We start from the raw sequence: 16,454 nt of genomic DNA on the forward strand, positions 1-16,454 counted from the left end.
CGCCTCACCGACCTGCTCAGGGACGGCCCTTCCTGGAGTACTAGGATCGCGTTCTAGTTCACAGGATGCGCAGGGCTTCTCGGGGGAGACATCGGCATGCAGGCAGTGGGACCCGGCGACCCGCCGTACGTCGGGCCGTTCAGGACGGTCGCCGTGCTCGGGCAGGGGGGCATGGGGCGGGTTCTGTTGGGGGCGGCGGGCGACGGGCGGCTCGTCGCGGTCAAGCGGGTGCACGCCGACCTCGCGGACGACGCGGGGTTCCGTGCCAGGTTCCGGCGGGAGGTGGACGCCTCGCGCCGGGTCTCGGGGGCCTACACCGCGCCGGTGGTCGACGCCGATCCGGACGCCGCCGCGCCCTGGCTGGCCTCCCTCTTCCTGCCAGGACCCACTCTGAGCGAGGCGCTGGAGGCGGCGGGCGTCCTGCCCGAGGAGGCGGTGCGGCGGCTCGCCGCGGGGCTCGCCCTGGCGTTGGCCGACGTGCACCGGGCCGGGCTCGTCCACCGGGACCTGAAGCCGTCGAACGTCCTCCTCACCGAGGACGGCGTCCGGGTCATCGACTTCGGCATCGCCCGGGCCGCCGACCACGCGACCCGCATCACCCACACCGGCGCCCTCATCGGCTCCCCGGCCTTCATGGCGCCCGAGCAGATCGAGGGCGGCCACCCCGGGCCCGCCGCCGACGTGTTCGCGCTCGGCGCCACCCTCGTCGTGGCCTGTACCGGCAGGCCGCCCTTCGACGGCGGCTCGGTCCCCGCCGTCCTGCACGCCGTCGTCCACGAGGAGCCCGACCTCGCTTCCGTACCGCCCGGCCTGCGCGAGCTCGTCACCGCCTGCCTCGCCAAGGACCCGGCCCTGCGACCCTCCCCGCAGGAGGTGACCGCCTGGCTCGGGGCCGTACCCGCCGCCGCGCGCCCCTGGCCGGAGGCCGTACACGCCCGGATCGCGGCACAGCGGGCGGAGGTCGACCGGCTCGACCGTACGCCACCGGCCGCCGCTCCCCTGCCCACTCCCCCACCCGCATTCCCGCACACTTTCCCGCCCACTCTCCCGACCACTTCCCCAGCCCCTCCCCCCGCCCCGGTTCCCCGGCGCCGCCGGGGGCGGATCGCCGCGGCCGTCGCCGCCGGGGTCCTCGTGGTCGTCGGAGCGGTGGGCGCCGCGACGGGGTGGGCGGCTGACGTGTACTACATGGTGGTGCCGGAGCCCGTCCCGACGCCGGGGGGCGTACCGCTGAGCCAGGTCGCCGACCGGTACACGGAGGCGCTGCCCACCTGCGACCGCGTGTTCGCCGACGTGAGAACGCCCGCCGGGTTCGCGGCGCAGCCCACCATGGATCCCCCGACCCGCGTCACCCCGCAGGACGGGAAGCGGTCGACGCAGTGCACGTGGATCACTCGCTCCGGCGATCGGATCAACATCACCTGGGACCAGTACGCGACCGGCGGCGGCCGGACCGGGGCGGAGCGGATGAAGGAGCGGTACGAGGAGTTCCACCGGCGCGGTGTGACGCCGCGTGACGTCTCGCTCGGCTTCGTCGAGGAGGCCCTCTGGGAGAAGCCCCGCGACCAGTACTGCGTCCTGCGCGGCAGGGACCGGAACCTGATGGTCTTCGTGGTCGTCCAGGGCCCCGCGTACCCGGTGGGGCGCTGCGAGGCCGTCGCCGGTGACATCGGCCGGCAGGCCGTGGCGGCGGTGAAGGCCCGGTGACGCGCCCGCTGGGTCCCGAGGACCCGCGCCGGGCGGGCCCGTACCGGCTCCTCGCCGAGCTGGGCCGAGGAGGTATGGGGCGGGTGTTCCTGGGCGTCGCGCCGGACGGGCGGCTCGCCGCCGTGAAGCAGGTGCATGCGCGGCTCGCGGCGGACGAGGGCTTCCGGGCCCGCTTCCGGCGCGAGGTGGAGGCGTCGCGGCGGGTGTCGGGGGCCTGCACGGCGGCCGTCCTGGACGCCGACACGGAGGCGGCGACGCCCTGGTTGGCCTCCGTGTTCGTGGCCGGGCCCTCGCTCGGCGCGGCCGTCGCGCGCTCGGGCACGCTGCCCACGGAGACCGTACGGCGCCTGGCCGTGGGGCTGGCGACGGCGCTGGAAGAGATCCACCGGGCCGGGCTGATCCACCGCGACCTGAAGCCGGAGAACGTCCTGCTGTCGGAGGACGGGGTGCGCGTCATCGACTTCGGCATCGCGCGCGCCGCCGAGAGCGGGCAGGTGGCGGAGCTGACCGGGACGGGGCTGGTCGTCGGCTCCCCCGCGTACATGTCGCCCGAGCAGGCGGAGGGACGTGAACTCACCCCGGCGAGCGACGTGTTCTCGCTCGGCTCGGTGCTCGTCCTGGCGGCGACGGGAACGAGTCCGTTCGCCGGACCCTCGCCCCTCCAGGAGCTGTACGCCGTCGCGCACACCGCCCCCGCGCTCGACGCCGTACCGGCCGAACTGCGCAGCCTCGTCGCCGCCTGCCTGGCCAAGGACCCGGCCGGCCGCCCGACCCCCGGGCAACTCCTCGCCGCCCTGGGCCCTGCGACGCCCGCGCCCCGATGCTGGCCACCGGCGGTGCACGCGGCGATCGCGGAACAACGGGCGGGGGTCGAGACACTCCTGGCCATGGGCCCGGACTCCGACCATGACCGAGACCGTGACCGTGACCGCGAGCGGACGGTGCTCCTGCCGCAGGCGGGCGGCACCGCCACAGCCGTGGTCACCCAGCTCTCCAGCCCCACGGCTCCCACCGTTCCCGCCCCGCGCCGGAGACGCCGCCGGGCTCCAGCCGCATGGACCGCGGCCGCGGTCGCCCTCTCCCTCCTGGGCGCAGGTGCCTGGTGGTACGTACGGGACGAGGGTGAAGCCGGGCCGCAGGATCGGTACTTGACGATGCCGACCTGCGCGGAGGCAACGCGGGGTCTCCCTCTCCCGGAGCGGCGGAAGGACATGGACAGGACCAGCGACCTCACCTCCTCGGCCGAAACCTCCTGCTCCTGGTACGACCGGAACGAGCTGCTCGCCGACGGCTGGGACGTCTCCGCGCACGCGGACGTCCGCTGGTACCTGCGCCGTTCCGCGGGCTACTCCGAGAACGCCACGGAGCGCCAGGCGGAGGAGTTCGCGGACGAGGCGAAGGGCGGGCGCCCGGCGACGGGCCTGGCCTTCGCCGACGAAGCGTTCTGGGCATCGGCCTCCGCAGGCAGCTGGACCTGCGCCCTCTCCGTCCGCACCGCGAACCTCACCGTGTACGTCGCCCTGGCCGGCGAACGCCACCCGACCGGCACCTGCGAGGAGGAGGCGACGAAGATCGCCGAGGCAGCCGTGCACGCGGTCCCGAGCACGACGTGAGAGCGAGAAAGGCTCGCACTAAGGCTGGCACTGTGGCCGAAGTCGTAGGCGTCCTGACCGTGATGAGCCGACCGGCCCGTGACGCAAGCGCAGCCCTCAGCCGAGGCTCCCGAAGACGCGAGTGACCCACCGGTCCATGCGGGCGGCGAAGTCCGCCGCCGAGGTGATTCCGGAAGCCGGCAGGCAGCCGGCGTCGTCGAGGTCGGCCACGTAGTCCACGTCCGCCCAGCCGCCGCGGAACAGCACCACCGACAGCGCGGCCTCCGCCCGCCCGGAGACGACCACGCCGAGCGAGTCCGGATCGCGGACCCGGGCCCTGTCGGTCTCCAGTGGCTGGGGCCATGGGGCCTCCGCGTCTCTCCATGTCACCGGGCCGACTTCAAGGCCGGCCGCCGTCCAGCTCGGGGTCCGCTGGGACAGAACGGCGGCCGCTTCATCAAGATCGATAACCCGCTCCATGAGGGGATCGTCCCTCATGGGCCCCGTTGGCGCTTCGGCCGGCGTAGGACTCGCGGATCGGGGAGTCGCGGTGCGGGCAGGTGGCCGTGCTCGCGGGTGCCGTGGTGGCCATGACCGTACACAAGAGCGGCCTCCCCCACCGTCCCCTGTGGGAGAGGCCGCTGCCGGGCGGCAGGTGGTACGCATGCACCTGCCGCCCGGGGCTGTCAGCCCTTCTCGGCGGACGCGGCCGGGACTCCGGCGGCGGTCACCACGGGCGGCTCGGTCGCGTCCGTACCGCCCTCGTGCCCGGCGGCGCCGGACTCCTCGGCGAGGCGTTCCATGCCGCTGGTGGTCTTCAGCGGCTTCTCCTTGATGAACAGGACCGCGATCACCGCGAGGAGGGCGAAGGGGGTGGCGACGAGGAAGAGTTCGCCGGTGGCGACGCCGTACGCGTGCTCCACGATCTCGCGGATCGGGGCCGGGAGGGTCGTCATGTCCGGCATCGCGCCGTGCCCCGCCGCGCCGCCGCCCGCGGGGACGCCCGCGTCCGCGAGGCCCTTGCTCATCTCGGAGGCCACCCGGCTGGCGAGGATCGCGCCGAGCACGCTCGTGCCGATGGTGCCGCCGAGGCTGCGGAAGAAGGACAGGACGGAGGTGGCGGCGCCGAGTTCGGTGGCCGGCACGTCGTTCTGGGCGGCCAGGACGAGGTTCTGCATCAGCATGCCGACGCCGACGCCCATGACGGCCATGTAGACGCTGGTCAGACCGAAGTGGGTGTCGGCGCCGATCGTGGAGAGGAGGCCGAGTCCCGCGGTCATCAGGATGCCGCCCGCGACGAGGTAGACCTTCCAGCGGCCGGTCTTGCTGATGATCTGTCCGGCGACGGTGGAGGAGACCAGCAGGCCGAGGATCATGGGCAGGCTCATGAGGCCCGCGACCGTCGGGGACTTCCCGAGGGAGATCTGGAAGTACTGCGAGAGGAAGACGGTGCCGCCGAACATCGCCAGGCCGACGAAGAGGCTGGCGACGGTGGTCAGCGACACGGTGCGGTTGCGGAAGATGCCGAGCGGGATGATCGGCTCGGGAACCCGGGACTCGACGATGACGGCCGCGACGAGCAGCACCAGTCCGCCGCCGGTCAGGGCCGCGGTCTGCCAGGAGGCCCAGTCGAAGCTGTTGCCGGCCAGCGACACCCAGATGAGGAGCGCGGAGACGCCGGCGACGATCAGGAAGGCGCCCAGGTAGTCGATCTTCGCCTCGCGGCGCAGGTCGGGCAGCTTCAGGGTCCGCTGGAGCAGCACGATGGCGAGCAGCGCGAACGGGACGCCGATGAAGAAGCACCAGCGCCAGCCCAGCCAGGAGGTGTCGACGAGGACGCCGCCGATGAGGGGGCCCGCAACGGTGCCCACGGCGAAGACGGCACCGAAGATGCCGGCGTACTTGCCGAGCCTGCGCGGCGGGATGATCGCCGCCATGACGACCTGCGCGAGGGCGGTCAGACCGCCGGCGCCGATGCCCTGGGCGACACGGCTGAAGATCAGCAGTCCGACTTCCTGGGAGAACCCGGCCAGCAGCGAGCCGACCACGAACAGGCCCAGGGAGATCTGGAGGAGCAGCTTCTGGTTGTAGAGGTCGGCGAGCTTGCCCCACAGCGGCACCGTCGCCGTCATGGCGAGCAGTTCGGCGGTGACGACCCAGGTGTACGAGGACTGGCTCGCTCCCAGGTCCGCGATGATCCGCGGCAGCGCGTTGGCGACCACGGTTCCGGCGAGGATGGCGACGAACATGCCCGCCATCAGGCCGGACATGGCCTGGAGTATCTGCCGGTCCGACATGGAGGTCGGTGGCGCCTCGACCGGCGCCGCTGTTGAGTTCACAGCTTCCTTCTCAGGGGTTCGGTGGTGCGGAGTGCCGCCCGCGGTGTGTGGGTGTTGGTGCGGGTGCGGGTGACGGCCCTCCAGGGGATCCGTCCGGCGGGGCGGAGCGCACGGGTGCGTACGCTTCAGCGCCCGCTGTCGTGAACGGAGGGTTCGGGGGTTCCGGGGGTTCTGGGGGCTTCGGGGGTTCCGGGGGCTTCGGGGAGGCCCGCGGCGAGGTGCTCGAACGCCTCCCGGAAGACGTCGGCGAAGGTCACCTCGGCCTGTCGCACGCACCAGTGCTCGACCGCGATGCGGACGGCGGTGCCGCCGACCGCGGCCAGGAGGCGCGGGTACAGGGCGAGGGCACGACGCCGGTCCTGTTCTTCCGGGGAGGCGTGGGCGGGGCGGTCCTGGGTGAAGAGCGGCGAGCCCTGGCCGATGCGCTCGGCGATCGCCTCGGCGAGGAGGATCTCGTCGCTCATGTGCGCTCCGAGGGTCCGCGCGAGCAGCTGCGGGTTCTTGCCGAGGACCTCCGCGTGCAGCCGCCACAGCTCCTGCTGGTGCTCGACCTCCACCAGCTCGGCGGCCAGGGCCTGGCGCAGTACGTCGAGCGGGGAGAGGTCGGCGGGGGCGGCGAGGACGGCCTGGCGGACCCGTTCGCCGGAGTCCGCGCCGATCATGACGAAGACCTCGTCGCGCGAGTCGAAGTAGTTGAAGAACGTCCGGGTGGACACCCCCGCCGCCGCGCTGATCGCGTCGACGGTGACGTGCTCGACCCCGTGCTCCGCCGCCTGCCGCACGGCCGCCTCGACCAGCGCGGCACGCGTCGCCTTCTTCTTACGCTCTCTGAGCCCACCCCGGGCCGGCACACTCTCAGCCATGCGTGCATGGTACGCAAAAATGCACGACGTGCAAAAAAGGTCCCCGACGACGACCCGACCGAGAGAGGGACGGAGAGATAGGGGTGTCAGTTCGACGAGGTGCCGGCTGTGCCGCCGCCCGGTGTCCGCCAGAGCTGGAGGGCGTCGGCGTTGCGCAGCCCGTCCTCCACCAGTCGCTTCTCGGCGTCGGTGAGCTCGATCTCGGCCAGCCGCCGGCGCCACTGGTCGATGGAGTCGTACTCCTCCAGTGCCGTCGCCAGCTCGATCAGGGTGGCCAGCGCCCGGGCCAGGTCCGCCGGTGGCGCGGTGTCCCCGTGCTTGCGCAGGCCGACCGTGAGGGCCCGGAAGGCGGTGCGGTCGTCGGTCTTGAACTCGCTGAAGATCCGCGCGTTGTCCAGCACCTTGGCCAGACCTTCGAGCTCCTTCGAGCCGCCGTACTCCAGCTCCATCGGCTCGTCGCGCTGGATGAAGATGATCGAGTTCCCGGAGGGGTCGACCAGGGTGAAACGGCTGGCCCCGGGCCGGAACCGGGTGATCCTCGGCCTCCCCTTGACCAGCACCTTCCCGTACTTCTCCCGCATCGCCCGGGTGAAGGTGGCGTGGTACGGCGCGACCGCGTCGACCAGCACCAGGCAGCCCCCGCCGTTCTCCAGAGACGGGTCGAGGTGCGCCGGAGCGTCCCCGAAGTGCAGCTCGAAACCGCTCCACGCGAACGCCAGGTAGACGTACGGCCTCTTCTGCTTGTAGACGGTCTTGAAACCGAGGCCCTCGTAGAACTCCACGGTCTCGTCCACCGACACGCACGGCATCACCGGCACCGCCGTCTCGTTGGCCCGCGTCGTCGCTTCCGTCATGTACTCCGCCTCTTCTCGTGCAACCGTCCCCGTCCGGGACCCCTCAAGCCTCGGGCAGAACGAGATCTGACGCCTGTGGAGCTTTTATGTGCCCTTTATCTCCGCAGGTGGGAGGGGTGTCTGTGGAGGGAGGGGTGGCAAGGCATGTTGACAAGGCCACTGCCGGGTTCGCCGCATCAGGCTTCTCCGCGAAGGAGAGGGCCGGCCGATCTTGGGCTGTGGAAGGATGCCGTTCATGACTGATGCTGATGTTCGAAGGGATCGTGCCGCGTAGAAGGCCAGGTGCGCTTCGGTCGCCTGATCGCAGACGGGGACGGCGACCCTGGGCGCGCTATCGCGACGTCCCCGGACTGTCGGGGGCAGCGAATGCGGCCGTACGGACCCTTGAGCGGGAGCGGCTGAGCCCGGGCATCGTGGCGGTGGCGTTGAGTGTGTGGTCCGCCCGTGTCCACGGGAGCAAGCGGCGTTGGAGGCGTGAGGAGGCGGAGTTCACCTGCGCGTGCTGCGGTGAGGGCTGGGCTCGGGACAAGCTGCAAGATGCGCTGCTCATGTTGCCTCCGCACGCTGCCACCGAACTTCGGGTGGAGGTGGAGCGTCTGGATGAGGTGCTGCTGAGGCGGACGCATCACGAGCCCATGGCGGACCCGGAGTTGGCGTGGTGGCATCGCAGATGCTGAGCCGGCTCGTCCTGGGGGGGCGATGGCGTGATCACCGCCGCAGCCTCAGCGATCGACGCTCTCCGGCACAGGCCCGGCGGTGCTGGTGCGTTGTTCACGGACGGCGATGCGGGCGAGCTTCGTCAGCATCATGCCGTTGCGGATGGAGACGAGGTAGTCGACGGGGAGCCCGTGCATGCGGGTGCCGGGGCCTCGCAGGGGGTGCCATTCGAGGAGGAAGAGCGTGTTCCCGCCCCAGGGGATCAGGTTCATGGCGATGCGGGCGGCACCGAAGGGATCCGCCTTCGCCTCCAGTTCCAGGCGGCGCTCGGGCTCGCAGATACGGACGACGCAGGTGTCGTCGAGCGTGAGGGGGCCGAGCCCCACCCGGACGCGGAGCCGGGCGCCGACCTCGGGCCAGTGCGGGTCGGCGGCCATGACCTGCTGCGTACCCGAGACCCACTCCCCGTAACGAAGACCATCGGCCAATAGGCCCCACACCCGGGACGGCGGGCTCAGGATCAAACGGCGATTCCGGGACACTATGACCGCCTGCCTTCATTTCCATACAAATGGGCGTCCGTGGACTCGGCCGAGGCTATCCCCAACCCGCCTCCCTCACACGCACAGACGCCTCCGTGTCCCGGACAGGGTGGGAGCTCTTACACTCCATCGCCGGCGTCCGGGTCCGTGGCGATCCGGGAGTAGACCGCCATGTCCCGGCGCTCACCGCCCACCGACTGCCAGCTCCGCAGGATGCCTTCGCAGGAGAAGCCGGCCTTGGTGGCGGTCTTGCGCGAGGCGGTGTTCCAGGGCTCGACGTACAGCTCCACCCGCTCGAAGCCGAGGTCACGCAAGGCCCAGGAGGCGATCGCGCGCAAGGCCACGGCGGCGACACCGCGCCCGCGGGCGGACCCCGCCGTCCAGTACCCCACGGACGCCCTGCCCCCGTCGGTGGCGTTCGGCCACAGCCCGATCTGGCCGAGGCCACGGTCGCCCGCCGCCTCCGCCATGACGAACGGATAGCCGGTGCGGCTGAGCGCCCGATCCTCCTGCCGGGCGAGGAACGCGACACCTTCGTCGTGGGTGTACGGGCTGGGCACGGTCGAGACCAGCGGGATGTAAGAGTCCTCGGCCGCCTCACGCACCAGCGGCAGGTCGCCCACATGCCAGGGCCTCAGCACAAGCCCGTCGCCGACGGCGATCCGGGGAACGATGAACGGTGTCTGCATCCCTCCACCATGCCTGGAGGCCGCGCAACGCCGCACCAGCACGGAGGCCAAGGTCACCAGTCGACGTGAGCGATGACCCAGCGCTCCAGAGCGGCGCCGTCCTGCTCGGCCGGCAGGTCGGGGCTGTAGCCGAGCGGGGTGTACGACAGCTGAAGGTGGGTGAGGTAACCGTATGGGTCGGTGACGACAACCGCACCGTCAATCAGTCCGTGCTCCCAACTACGCCCCGCCCCCATACCTCCTCCTCGACAACCTCTCGGCAAACCGACGAGCTCGGCGACAGCCGCGACGGCGTCAGTTCACGCTGACTGCCGCGAGGGCGAACCACACGACAGCCACGAGCACGGCGAGCGCGGCCAGCACCCCGAGACCCACCACCACAGCGATGGCCGACCATCCGAGTCGTTCAGCCTTCCGGCTTCGTTCGATGACCGCCTGGAGCTCGGCGGAGTCACGGCTCTCTTCGGTCACGTCCACTGTCATCCCCCATCTGCCGCGCGCTAAGGCACAAGCGCTCGGACGAGGCTACCGCCGGCTAGGCGACTGGCTCGGCTCAAGGGTGGCCAGGCGCGGATCGGGGGCAGGGCGTCACGGATGCCGTCCCGCTTGAGGAAGGCCGCGACGCGGCTCCCGGTCAGGAGAGCCGCGTCGAGCTCTCTGGGTTCAGCGGAAGTCCGCTGCGTGGTCCAGCGCCCACTGGTGGAAGGAGCGGGCCGGGGTGCCCGTGATGCGCAGCACTTCGTCGTTGACCGGCTCCGGATCGTCGAGCAGCTTCGCTTGGGCCGGGAGTACGGCGTCCACCAGTTCTGCCGGGTAGCCTGCGGCCTTCATCTGCTCGGCGGCCTCGGCCAGCGAGGTCTCCTCGAATCTCACCGGTCGACCGATCGCCTCGCCGATCAGGGCCACCTGCTGTTCCTGGGTGATCAGTTCGGGGCCGGTGAGCACGGGGCGGGCGTTGAGCAGGGTGTCGGTCGTCAGCGCCTTGACGGCGACCGCGGCGATGTCCGCCTCGTGGATCAGCGGACGGGCCAGCCTTGCGAGCGGAGCCCGTACCGCACCAGTGGTGCTGACCTCCTCCGCCCAGCCCAGCGTGTTGCTCGCGAACCCGGTGGGCCGCAGCGCCGTCCACTCCAGGCCCGATGCCTCGGCCAGCCGCTCCAGTTCCGTGTGGAACATGGTGATGGCCTCGCCCGGCTCTTCCGTCTCGTTCCCGACTCCGGCGGACGACAGATACACCACCCGCCGGGCGTGCTTCCCGATCACGTCGAAGACGTCCGACGCGCCCTCGGCGCTCAGGAACGGCCACACCAGGAAGACCGCGTCGACGCCCTCCAGAGCCGCGCCCAGCGACGCGGGATCACCGAGATCGCCGCGCACTGCCTGCACACCCTCCGGGAAGTCCGCCTCCCCTCGCACCAGCGCCCGCACCGGCACGCCCGCCGCGTGCAGTTGGCTCACCACGGCGCCGCCGACCTTTCCCGTCGCACCGGCCACCAGGATCCTGGGCTGTGTCATCGCAATCTCCTCGTCTCGCCGTTCGATGACATGACTCTCGTACATCAACCAAGGTTGAGGTCAAGCACTGGCCTCCTGGTCGTCGCCGCGCGCTCCGGTCAGCGCTCCTCGGGGCGTAGACGTCGGAGGGACCAGAGGCCGTAGAAAGCGAGCAGGGGCTTGGCGGGGAGCCACTCCGCCAGGCGGTAGTCGTCTGCGCGTACGAGCTTGTGCGCTAGATCCGGGCGTTGCCGCTGGAGGTACGCGCGGGCCTTGAGTGCGTGGGCGGGCTGGGAGACGAACTTGATGCGGTCGACGTCTTCGAGGAGCGGGATCACGTTCGTGACGTTCTCCCATGTCGTTGTGCTGTGTTCCTCCAGGAGCACGTTGCCGTCGAAGGCGAGCATCTCCCGGGCGTAGGTGGCCATGAGCCTGGCCTCGGATTCGTTGCCGCCGACCGCCCCGCCGCTGAAGATCACGCGCGTCTCACGAGATCCGTCGGCGTCGATGGAGCGCAGGCCGGCGCGAACCCGCCAGCGGTTGACGAGGTTCGCCTTCGGCTGGGGGTTCCGGAAGCCCAGAACGACCACCGCCTCGGTGCCTCCCTCGCGGCTCCCGACGAGAGTCCGGGACCAGCGCCAGTTGACCCACTCGCTCCAGGCCAGTAACGCAGCCCCTGCTGACACCCACGCAGCCCGCCTTCGCATGCGGCGACTCTAGTCGGCCACCACCCGCAGTCGGCCCGCTGCCGATGCCCGTCTCCGCTTCCTCCTCCGCACGGCCGTCCGTTTCCGTCATGCCCCGTCCCTCACCTCGGCAGCGGCTTCCAGCTGGCTCGCCTGGGTCCGTAGCCATGTTGTCAGGCGGTCCACGCGTGCGTCCTGTTTGAGGTTCGGACGGCAGAGGAGGTGGTAGCTGGTGCCGTCGGGGGTGAAGCCGAAGGGGGCGGTCAGGGTACCTCGGGCCAGGTCGTCGCGGGCTACGGCGTAGGGGGCGATCGCTATGCCGACGCCGGCCGTGGCGGCCTGGAGCGTCAAGTAGAAGTGTTCCAGGGTCTGTTGGGAGGCCGGCTCGGCCTTCATGCCGGTGATGCGGCGCCAGTCGTCCCATGCTCCCGGTCGTGTCGCGGTGTGGAGGAGGGGCGCGTTCGGTACGTCGCTCGGTGCCAGGTCGGGGCGGCAGACGGGGCCGATGTGTTCCGCGAAGAGGCGGGTGCGGGTGATGTTCTCGGGGAAGGGGAAGTCGTCTCGGCGGATCGCCAGGTCGATGTTGTCGCGTTCGAAGGCGACGGGGCCGCCGCCCGCGGACAGGTGGACGGTGACGTCCGGTACGTGCTCCGCCAGATCGGGCAGTCGGGGGATGAGCCACCGCATCAGGAGCGTGGGTTCGCAGGAGAGGGTGAGCGGTCCCGTGGGTGCGCGGTGGGAGATCTGACGGGTCGCCGCTTCGATCTCGTCGAGGGCGTTCCGGACGGCTGCCGCCAACCGGTGGGCCTCCGGGGTGGGGCGCAGGGCGCGTGTCCGGCGTTCGAACAGCGCGGTTCCGAGGTGGCGCTCCAGGTTCTGGATCTGCCGGCTCACCGCGCCGTGCGTCACGTGCAGTTCCTGGGCCGCCGCCGTCATGCTCGCGTGCCGGACGGTCACCTCGAAGGGCAGCAGGGTGTTCAGGGGCGGTAGGGACGGCCATCGCATGCGTGAATTTTAGTCACAGAGGTCGTGAGAACGAATCGGTTGTCCTGCTCATTTGGCTGCGTCAGCATCGATTCCGTCACAGGAATCCTGAACTTTGGAGGGGTGGGCCATGCGGTCGGGCATCGTCATCCTCGCGGACGACCTCACCAGCGCCGGGGACGGTGCCGCTCCGTTCCGCCGGGCCGGGCACGAGGCCCGGATCCTGCTCTCCGTCCCGGGGCTGCTGCCGCGGAACGGGGCCACGGACGTGGCCGCGATCGACCTGGGGAGCCGGGTGCTGGACGAGGGCGCCGCCGCGCTGCGTACGGAGCGGGCGGCGCGGCTGTTCTCCGGCTCCGGGCTGCTCTTCAAGACCGTCGACTCCACCTTGCGCGGTCATGTCGCGGCGGAGGTCCGGGCCGCGTGGGCGGGGTCGGGGAGGCGGGCCGTCGTCATCGCTCCCGCCTTCCCCGGGGAGGAGCGGATGACGGTGGCCGGAGTCCAGTACGTGCGGGGCGTGCCGGTCCACGAGAGCGACTTCGCCCGTGACCCGGTGCACCCCGTACGGTGCTCGGACCTGGCGGCGCTGTTCCCGGAGGCCGTACAGGTCGGGTCGGACCGGGCGGCCGAGCTGCCCGAACTGATCGGCAGGGGCGGCCTGATCGTCTGCTCCGCCGCTTCCGACGGCGATCTGGACCGGCTCGTGGAACGCGTACCGCGCCTGGGTGACGTGCTGTGGGTGGGCTCCCCCGGGCTCGCGGCCGCGCTGGCCCGCGCGTGCGCGCGTGCCGGTGGGGCTGTTCCGGTGCCCGAGCCGGCCTTACGGCCCCTGTTCGTCGTCGGCAGCGCCAACCCCGCGGCCCTGCGGCAGGTGGCCGCGCTCCGCAGGCGGGGCGATGTCCAGGGGGTCACCGTCGGCGGCGATCCGGAGCGGGCGGTGGAGTCGCTGAGCCGCTCGACCGCGCCCGTACTGACCCTCCAGATGCCCGGGGAACGCCGTGCGCCGCAGGCGGCACGCGCGCTCGCCCGGTCCCTGGCGGCGGTCGTCCGGGGGCTGGCCGAGGAGCAGGTCGTCGACGCGCTCGTCGTCACCGGGGGCGAGACGGCCGCGACCGTCCTCCCCGCCCTCGGTGCCACCTGCATCCGCCTCGTCGACGAGCCCGAGCCCGGCGTCGCCCGCGGATCCCTGCTCGGGCCGCTCCCCCTCCCCGTACTGATCAAGGCGGGCGGCTTCGGGGACGACGCCCTGCTCCTGCGCCTGTGCCGGCTGATCCGACACCCCGTCGACCGACACCCCGTCGACCGCCACCCCCTCGACCAGGGAGAGCACGTATGACCCCGATCGCCATCACCATGGGCGACCCCTGCGGGATCGGTCCCGAGATCACCCTCAAAGCCTGTGCCGATCCCCGGCGCACCGCGCCCGTCGTCGTCATCGGCGACGTGGACGTCCTCGCGCGCGCCGACAAGGTCGCCGGCACCGGCCTCACCCTCCGGCCGGTCGCGTCCGTCGGCCAGGCGGCGTTCGCGCCGGGCACGGTGGACGTCCTCACCGAGGGCGCCCTGCCGGACGACCTGCCCTGGGGCGCCCTCGACGCCCGCGCCGGGGCGGCGTCCTTCCAGTACGTCCGCCGGGGGATCGCACTCGCCCTGGACGGCGAGGTACGGGCCCTGGTCACCGCGCCGATCAACAAGGAGGCGCTGCGCATGTCCGGTGTCCCCTACCCCGGGCACACCGAGATCCTGGCCGATCTCTCCGGCACCACGGAGTACGCGATGATGATGGCCACCGACGAGCTGCGCGTCGTCCTGGTCACCGTGCACCAGTCGCTCCGCGACGCCCTCGACGCGATCACCGCCGCCCGCGAACTCGACATCATCCGCCTCACCCATCACACACTCCGGCGCGGCGGTGTGGCCGTCCCCCGCATCGCCGTCGCCGGCCTCAATCCGCACGCCGGGGAGAACGGCCTGTTCGGCCGGGAGGACCTGGACATCATCGGCCCCGCCGTCCGGGCCGCGCAGCGCGAGGGCATCCAGGCGAGCGGGCCCTGGCCCGCCGACACCGTCTTCATGCGGGCCCGCGCCGGGGCCTTCGACGCCGTGGTCGCCCAGTACCACGACCAGGGCCTCATCCCGGTCAAGTACCTCGGCATCGAGCACGGCGTCAACATCACCATCGGCCTGCCCTTCGTGCGCACCAGCGTCGACCACGGCACCGCGTTCGACATCGCCGGTCTCGGCACGGCCGACCCCACCAGTCTCCTGGCCGCGCTCCGCCACGCCGACTTTCTGTCCTCCCGGGCGACGGACCGCCCGTGACCCGGCCGTCGGCGGCCGACTCACCCGGAACCCCGCCACAGACACCCGAAGGACAGAAGGGCCCAAAGACACCATGGACTTCATCTTCATGCTCACCCGCGACGACCGCACCGTCACCGACTGCCTCGACGTCCTCGACACCATCACGGACCTCGGCGTCACCCACATCGGGTTCAAGGACGTCGGCGTCGACCGCGACACCCTCGGCCGGCTCCACACCCGCATCAAGGACAGCGGCGCCACCACCTACCTCGAAGTGGTCAGCACCGACCGGGACGCCGCCCTCGCCTCCGTACGGACCGCCGCCGAGCTCGGTGTCGACTGGCTGATGGGCGGCACCTGGATCGACGAGACCCTCCGCCTCCTGGACGGCACGTCCGTCCGGTACCTCCCCTTCGCAGGCGAGCCCCTCGGGCATCCCACCCGGCTCGCCGGCGACCCGGACCGCATCGCCGACGACTGCCGCCGTGCGGAGGCGGCGGGCTGCGCGGGCGTGGACCTGCTCGCGTACCGGGCCACCGACGCCGACCCGCTCGACCTCGTCCGCGCCGCGCGCGCGGCCACCACCGGGCGTCTGGTGGTCGCCGGTTCCATCAGCACCACCGACCAGATCCAGGCGCTCGCGTCGGCCGGGGCCGATGCCTTCACCATCGGATCCGCCGCGTTCGACGGGTCGCTTCAGCCCCACGCCGGAACCATCCGGTCCCAGCTGGCTCCCGTGGTCGCGCTCGCGTGAGTTCTCCGGCCGCCTGACGAGGCTGCCGGCGGCGGGGCGGGCGTATGGGTGTGGCGAGCGTATGGTGGGGGCGCAGCTCGTGGTTCAGAGGCCGAAGGGGTCCCCAAGCATGTCCAAGCGGGAGCGGTGGAACACACTCCTGGAACTGCTGGCCAACGAGGGCAGGCTGGAGGTCGAGGAGACCGCCGCGGCCCTCCAGGTCTCGTCCGCGACGATCCGGCGGGATCTGGACGAGCTGGCCGAGCAGCAGATGCTGGTCCGGACGCGGGGCGGGGCTCTCGCGCAGGGCGTCTCGTACGAGCTGCCGCTGCGGTACAAGTCGTCGCGGCACGCCTCCGAGAAACAGCGCATCGCGGCCGCCGCCGTCGAACTCGTCGGTGACGGGGAGGTCGTGGGGTTCAACGGTGGGACGACCACCACCGAGGTCGCCCGCGCGCTGGCGCTGCGGGCCGGTGGGGGGCGGCAGGAGACGTCGGCCGCCACGGACACGACCGCGCCCGTCTTCACCGTCGTGACCAACGCGCTCAACATCGCCGGTGAACTGGCCGTACGTCCCCAGATCAAGCTCGTCGTCACCGGCGGCGTCGCCCGTCCCCAGACGTACGAGCTGGTGGGCCCCCTGACGGCCGGGGTGCTGAACGAGGTCGTCCTCGACATCGCCGTCCTGGGCGCGGACGGGCTCGACCCGCAGCTCGGCGTGATGACCCGCCAGGAGGACGAGGCGAGCGTCAGCCGGCTGTTCGCGGAGCGCGCCCAGCGGGTCGTCCTGGTCGCCGACTCGTCGAAGCTGGGCAAGCGGGCCTTCGCCCGCATCTGCGGACTCGACGCCGTCGACACCCTCGTCACCGACGCGGCCGCCCCGGCGGACGCGGTGGCCCGTCTGGAGGACGCCGGCATCAAGGTGATCCGGGTCTGAGGCCGCGGGCACGGGGCCCATCGCCCGGCGCCCATCGGCCAGCATCCGGTATCCAATATCCGGTATCAGGTAT

The 16,454-nt window shown here is 71.8% G+C and carries 17 protein-coding genes; 6 read left to right on the forward strand and 11 right to left on the reverse strand.

Features of this window, described 5'->3' with window-relative positions; genetic code table 11:
• Nucleotides 1–96: 96 nt before the first annotated feature.
• Together ACFXMG_RS02460 and ACFXMG_RS02465 are read left to right on the forward strand one after the other, a co-directional pair.
• Nucleotides 97–1,707 carry a serine/threonine-protein kinase gene (locus tag ACFXMG_RS02460; protein ID WP_383816151.1) on the forward strand — a complete coding sequence of 537 codons (1,611 nt, stop codon included), beginning with the start codon at nt 97–99 and terminating at the stop codon, nt 1,705–1,707.
• Complete coding sequence (locus tag ACFXMG_RS02465) at nt 1,704–3,320, forward strand: serine/threonine-protein kinase (RefSeq protein WP_383816153.1); 1,617 nt, start codon at nt 1,704–1,706, stop codon at nt 3,318–3,320. The genes ACFXMG_RS02460 and ACFXMG_RS02465 overlap by 4 nt, the downstream gene beginning before the upstream one ends.
• Before the next feature lie 96 nt (nt 3,321–3,416).
• Here ACFXMG_RS02465 and ACFXMG_RS02470 read toward each other — a convergent pair whose 3' ends face one another.
• The 11 genes from ACFXMG_RS02470 to ACFXMG_RS02520 all read right to left on the reverse strand — a co-directional run bounded on the left by ACFXMG_RS02470 (nt 3,417) and on the right by ACFXMG_RS02520 (nt 12,428).
• Nucleotides 3,417–3,689, reverse strand: coding sequence for a hypothetical protein (locus ACFXMG_RS02470; protein ID WP_384899904.1), 273 nt, complete (start codon nt 3,687–3,689; stop codon nt 3,417–3,419).
• A 296-nt stretch (nt 3,690–3,985) separates the two neighbouring features.
• Complete coding sequence (locus tag ACFXMG_RS02475; RefSeq protein ID WP_383816406.1) at nt 3,986–5,596, reverse strand: MDR family MFS transporter; 1,611 nt, start codon at nt 5,594–5,596, stop codon at nt 3,986–3,988.
• Nucleotides 5,597–5,763: 167 nt separating this feature from the next.
• Nucleotides 5,764–6,501, reverse strand: coding sequence for a TetR family transcriptional regulator (locus ACFXMG_RS02480; RefSeq protein ID WP_383816157.1), 738 nt, complete (start codon nt 6,499–6,501; stop codon nt 5,764–5,766).
• Between the two features lie 86 nt (nt 6,502–6,587).
• The gene (locus ACFXMG_RS02485) at nt 6,588–7,355 is read right to left on the reverse strand and encodes a glyoxalase (RefSeq protein ID WP_383816159.1); all 768 of its coding nucleotides are present in this window, start codon (nt 7,353–7,355) and stop codon (nt 6,588–6,590) included.
• Between the two features lie 722 nt (nt 7,356–8,077).
• A complete protein-coding gene (locus ACFXMG_RS02490) occupies nt 8,078–8,554 on the reverse strand; it encodes an SRPBCC family protein (RefSeq protein WP_383816161.1) in 477 nt (158 codons plus the stop codon).
• A 119-nt stretch (nt 8,555–8,673) separates the two neighbouring features.
• Nucleotides 8,674–9,243 (reverse strand): GNAT family N-acetyltransferase, encoded by a 570-nt coding sequence (locus tag ACFXMG_RS02495; RefSeq protein WP_383816163.1) that lies wholly within the window; start codon nt 9,241–9,243, stop codon nt 8,674–8,676.
• A gap of 53 nt (nt 9,244–9,296) precedes the next feature.
• Nucleotides 9,297–9,479, reverse strand: a complete 183-nt coding sequence (locus ACFXMG_RS02500) for a hypothetical protein (RefSeq protein WP_383816165.1) — start codon at nt 9,477–9,479, stop codon at nt 9,297–9,299.
• 58 nt (nt 9,480–9,537) lie between these two features.
• Complete coding sequence (locus ACFXMG_RS02505) at nt 9,538–9,714, reverse strand: hypothetical protein (RefSeq protein ID WP_383816167.1); 177 nt, start codon at nt 9,712–9,714, stop codon at nt 9,538–9,540.
• Nucleotides 9,715–9,906: 192 nt separating this feature from the next.
• Complete coding sequence (locus ACFXMG_RS02510) at nt 9,907–10,758, reverse strand: NAD(P)H-binding protein (RefSeq protein ID WP_383816169.1); 852 nt, start codon at nt 10,756–10,758, stop codon at nt 9,907–9,909.
• A gap of 98 nt (nt 10,759–10,856) precedes the next feature.
• Complete coding sequence (locus ACFXMG_RS02515) at nt 10,857–11,444, reverse strand: YdcF family protein (RefSeq protein ID WP_383816171.1); 588 nt, start codon at nt 11,442–11,444, stop codon at nt 10,857–10,859.
• 87 nt (nt 11,445–11,531) lie between these two features.
• Complete coding sequence (locus ACFXMG_RS02520; RefSeq protein WP_383816173.1) at nt 11,532–12,428, reverse strand: LysR substrate-binding domain-containing protein; 897 nt, start codon at nt 12,426–12,428, stop codon at nt 11,532–11,534.
• A gap of 109 nt (nt 12,429–12,537) precedes the next feature.
• Between ACFXMG_RS02520 and ACFXMG_RS02525 the strand changes: the two genes are divergently transcribed.
• The 4 genes from ACFXMG_RS02525 (at nt 12,538) to ACFXMG_RS02540 (ending at nt 16,381) form a co-directional block, all read left to right on the forward strand.
• Complete coding sequence (locus ACFXMG_RS02525) at nt 12,538–13,743, forward strand: four-carbon acid sugar kinase family protein (RefSeq protein ID WP_383816176.1); 1,206 nt, start codon at nt 12,538–12,540, stop codon at nt 13,741–13,743.
• A complete protein-coding gene (pdxA, locus tag ACFXMG_RS02530; protein ID WP_383816179.1) occupies nt 13,740–14,729 on the forward strand; it encodes a 4-hydroxythreonine-4-phosphate dehydrogenase PdxA in 990 nt (329 codons plus the stop codon). The genes ACFXMG_RS02525 and pdxA overlap by 4 nt, the downstream gene beginning before the upstream one ends.
• Before the next feature lie 73 nt (nt 14,730–14,802).
• Nucleotides 14,803–15,465, forward strand: coding sequence for a HisA/HisF-related TIM barrel protein (locus ACFXMG_RS02535; RefSeq protein WP_383816182.1), 663 nt, complete (start codon nt 14,803–14,805; stop codon nt 15,463–15,465).
• Between the two features lie 109 nt (nt 15,466–15,574).
• On the forward strand, nt 15,575–16,381 hold the full coding sequence (locus ACFXMG_RS02540) for a DeoR/GlpR family DNA-binding transcription regulator (RefSeq protein WP_383816185.1): 807 nt from the start codon (nt 15,575–15,577) through the stop codon (nt 16,379–16,381).
• Nucleotides 16,382–16,454: the final 73 nt, after the last annotated feature.

Origin of the sequence: Streptomyces sp. NPDC059201 (genome assembly GCF_042754585.1) — a bacterium.
GTDB lineage: Bacteria > Actinomycetota > Actinomycetes > Streptomycetales > Streptomycetaceae > Streptomyces.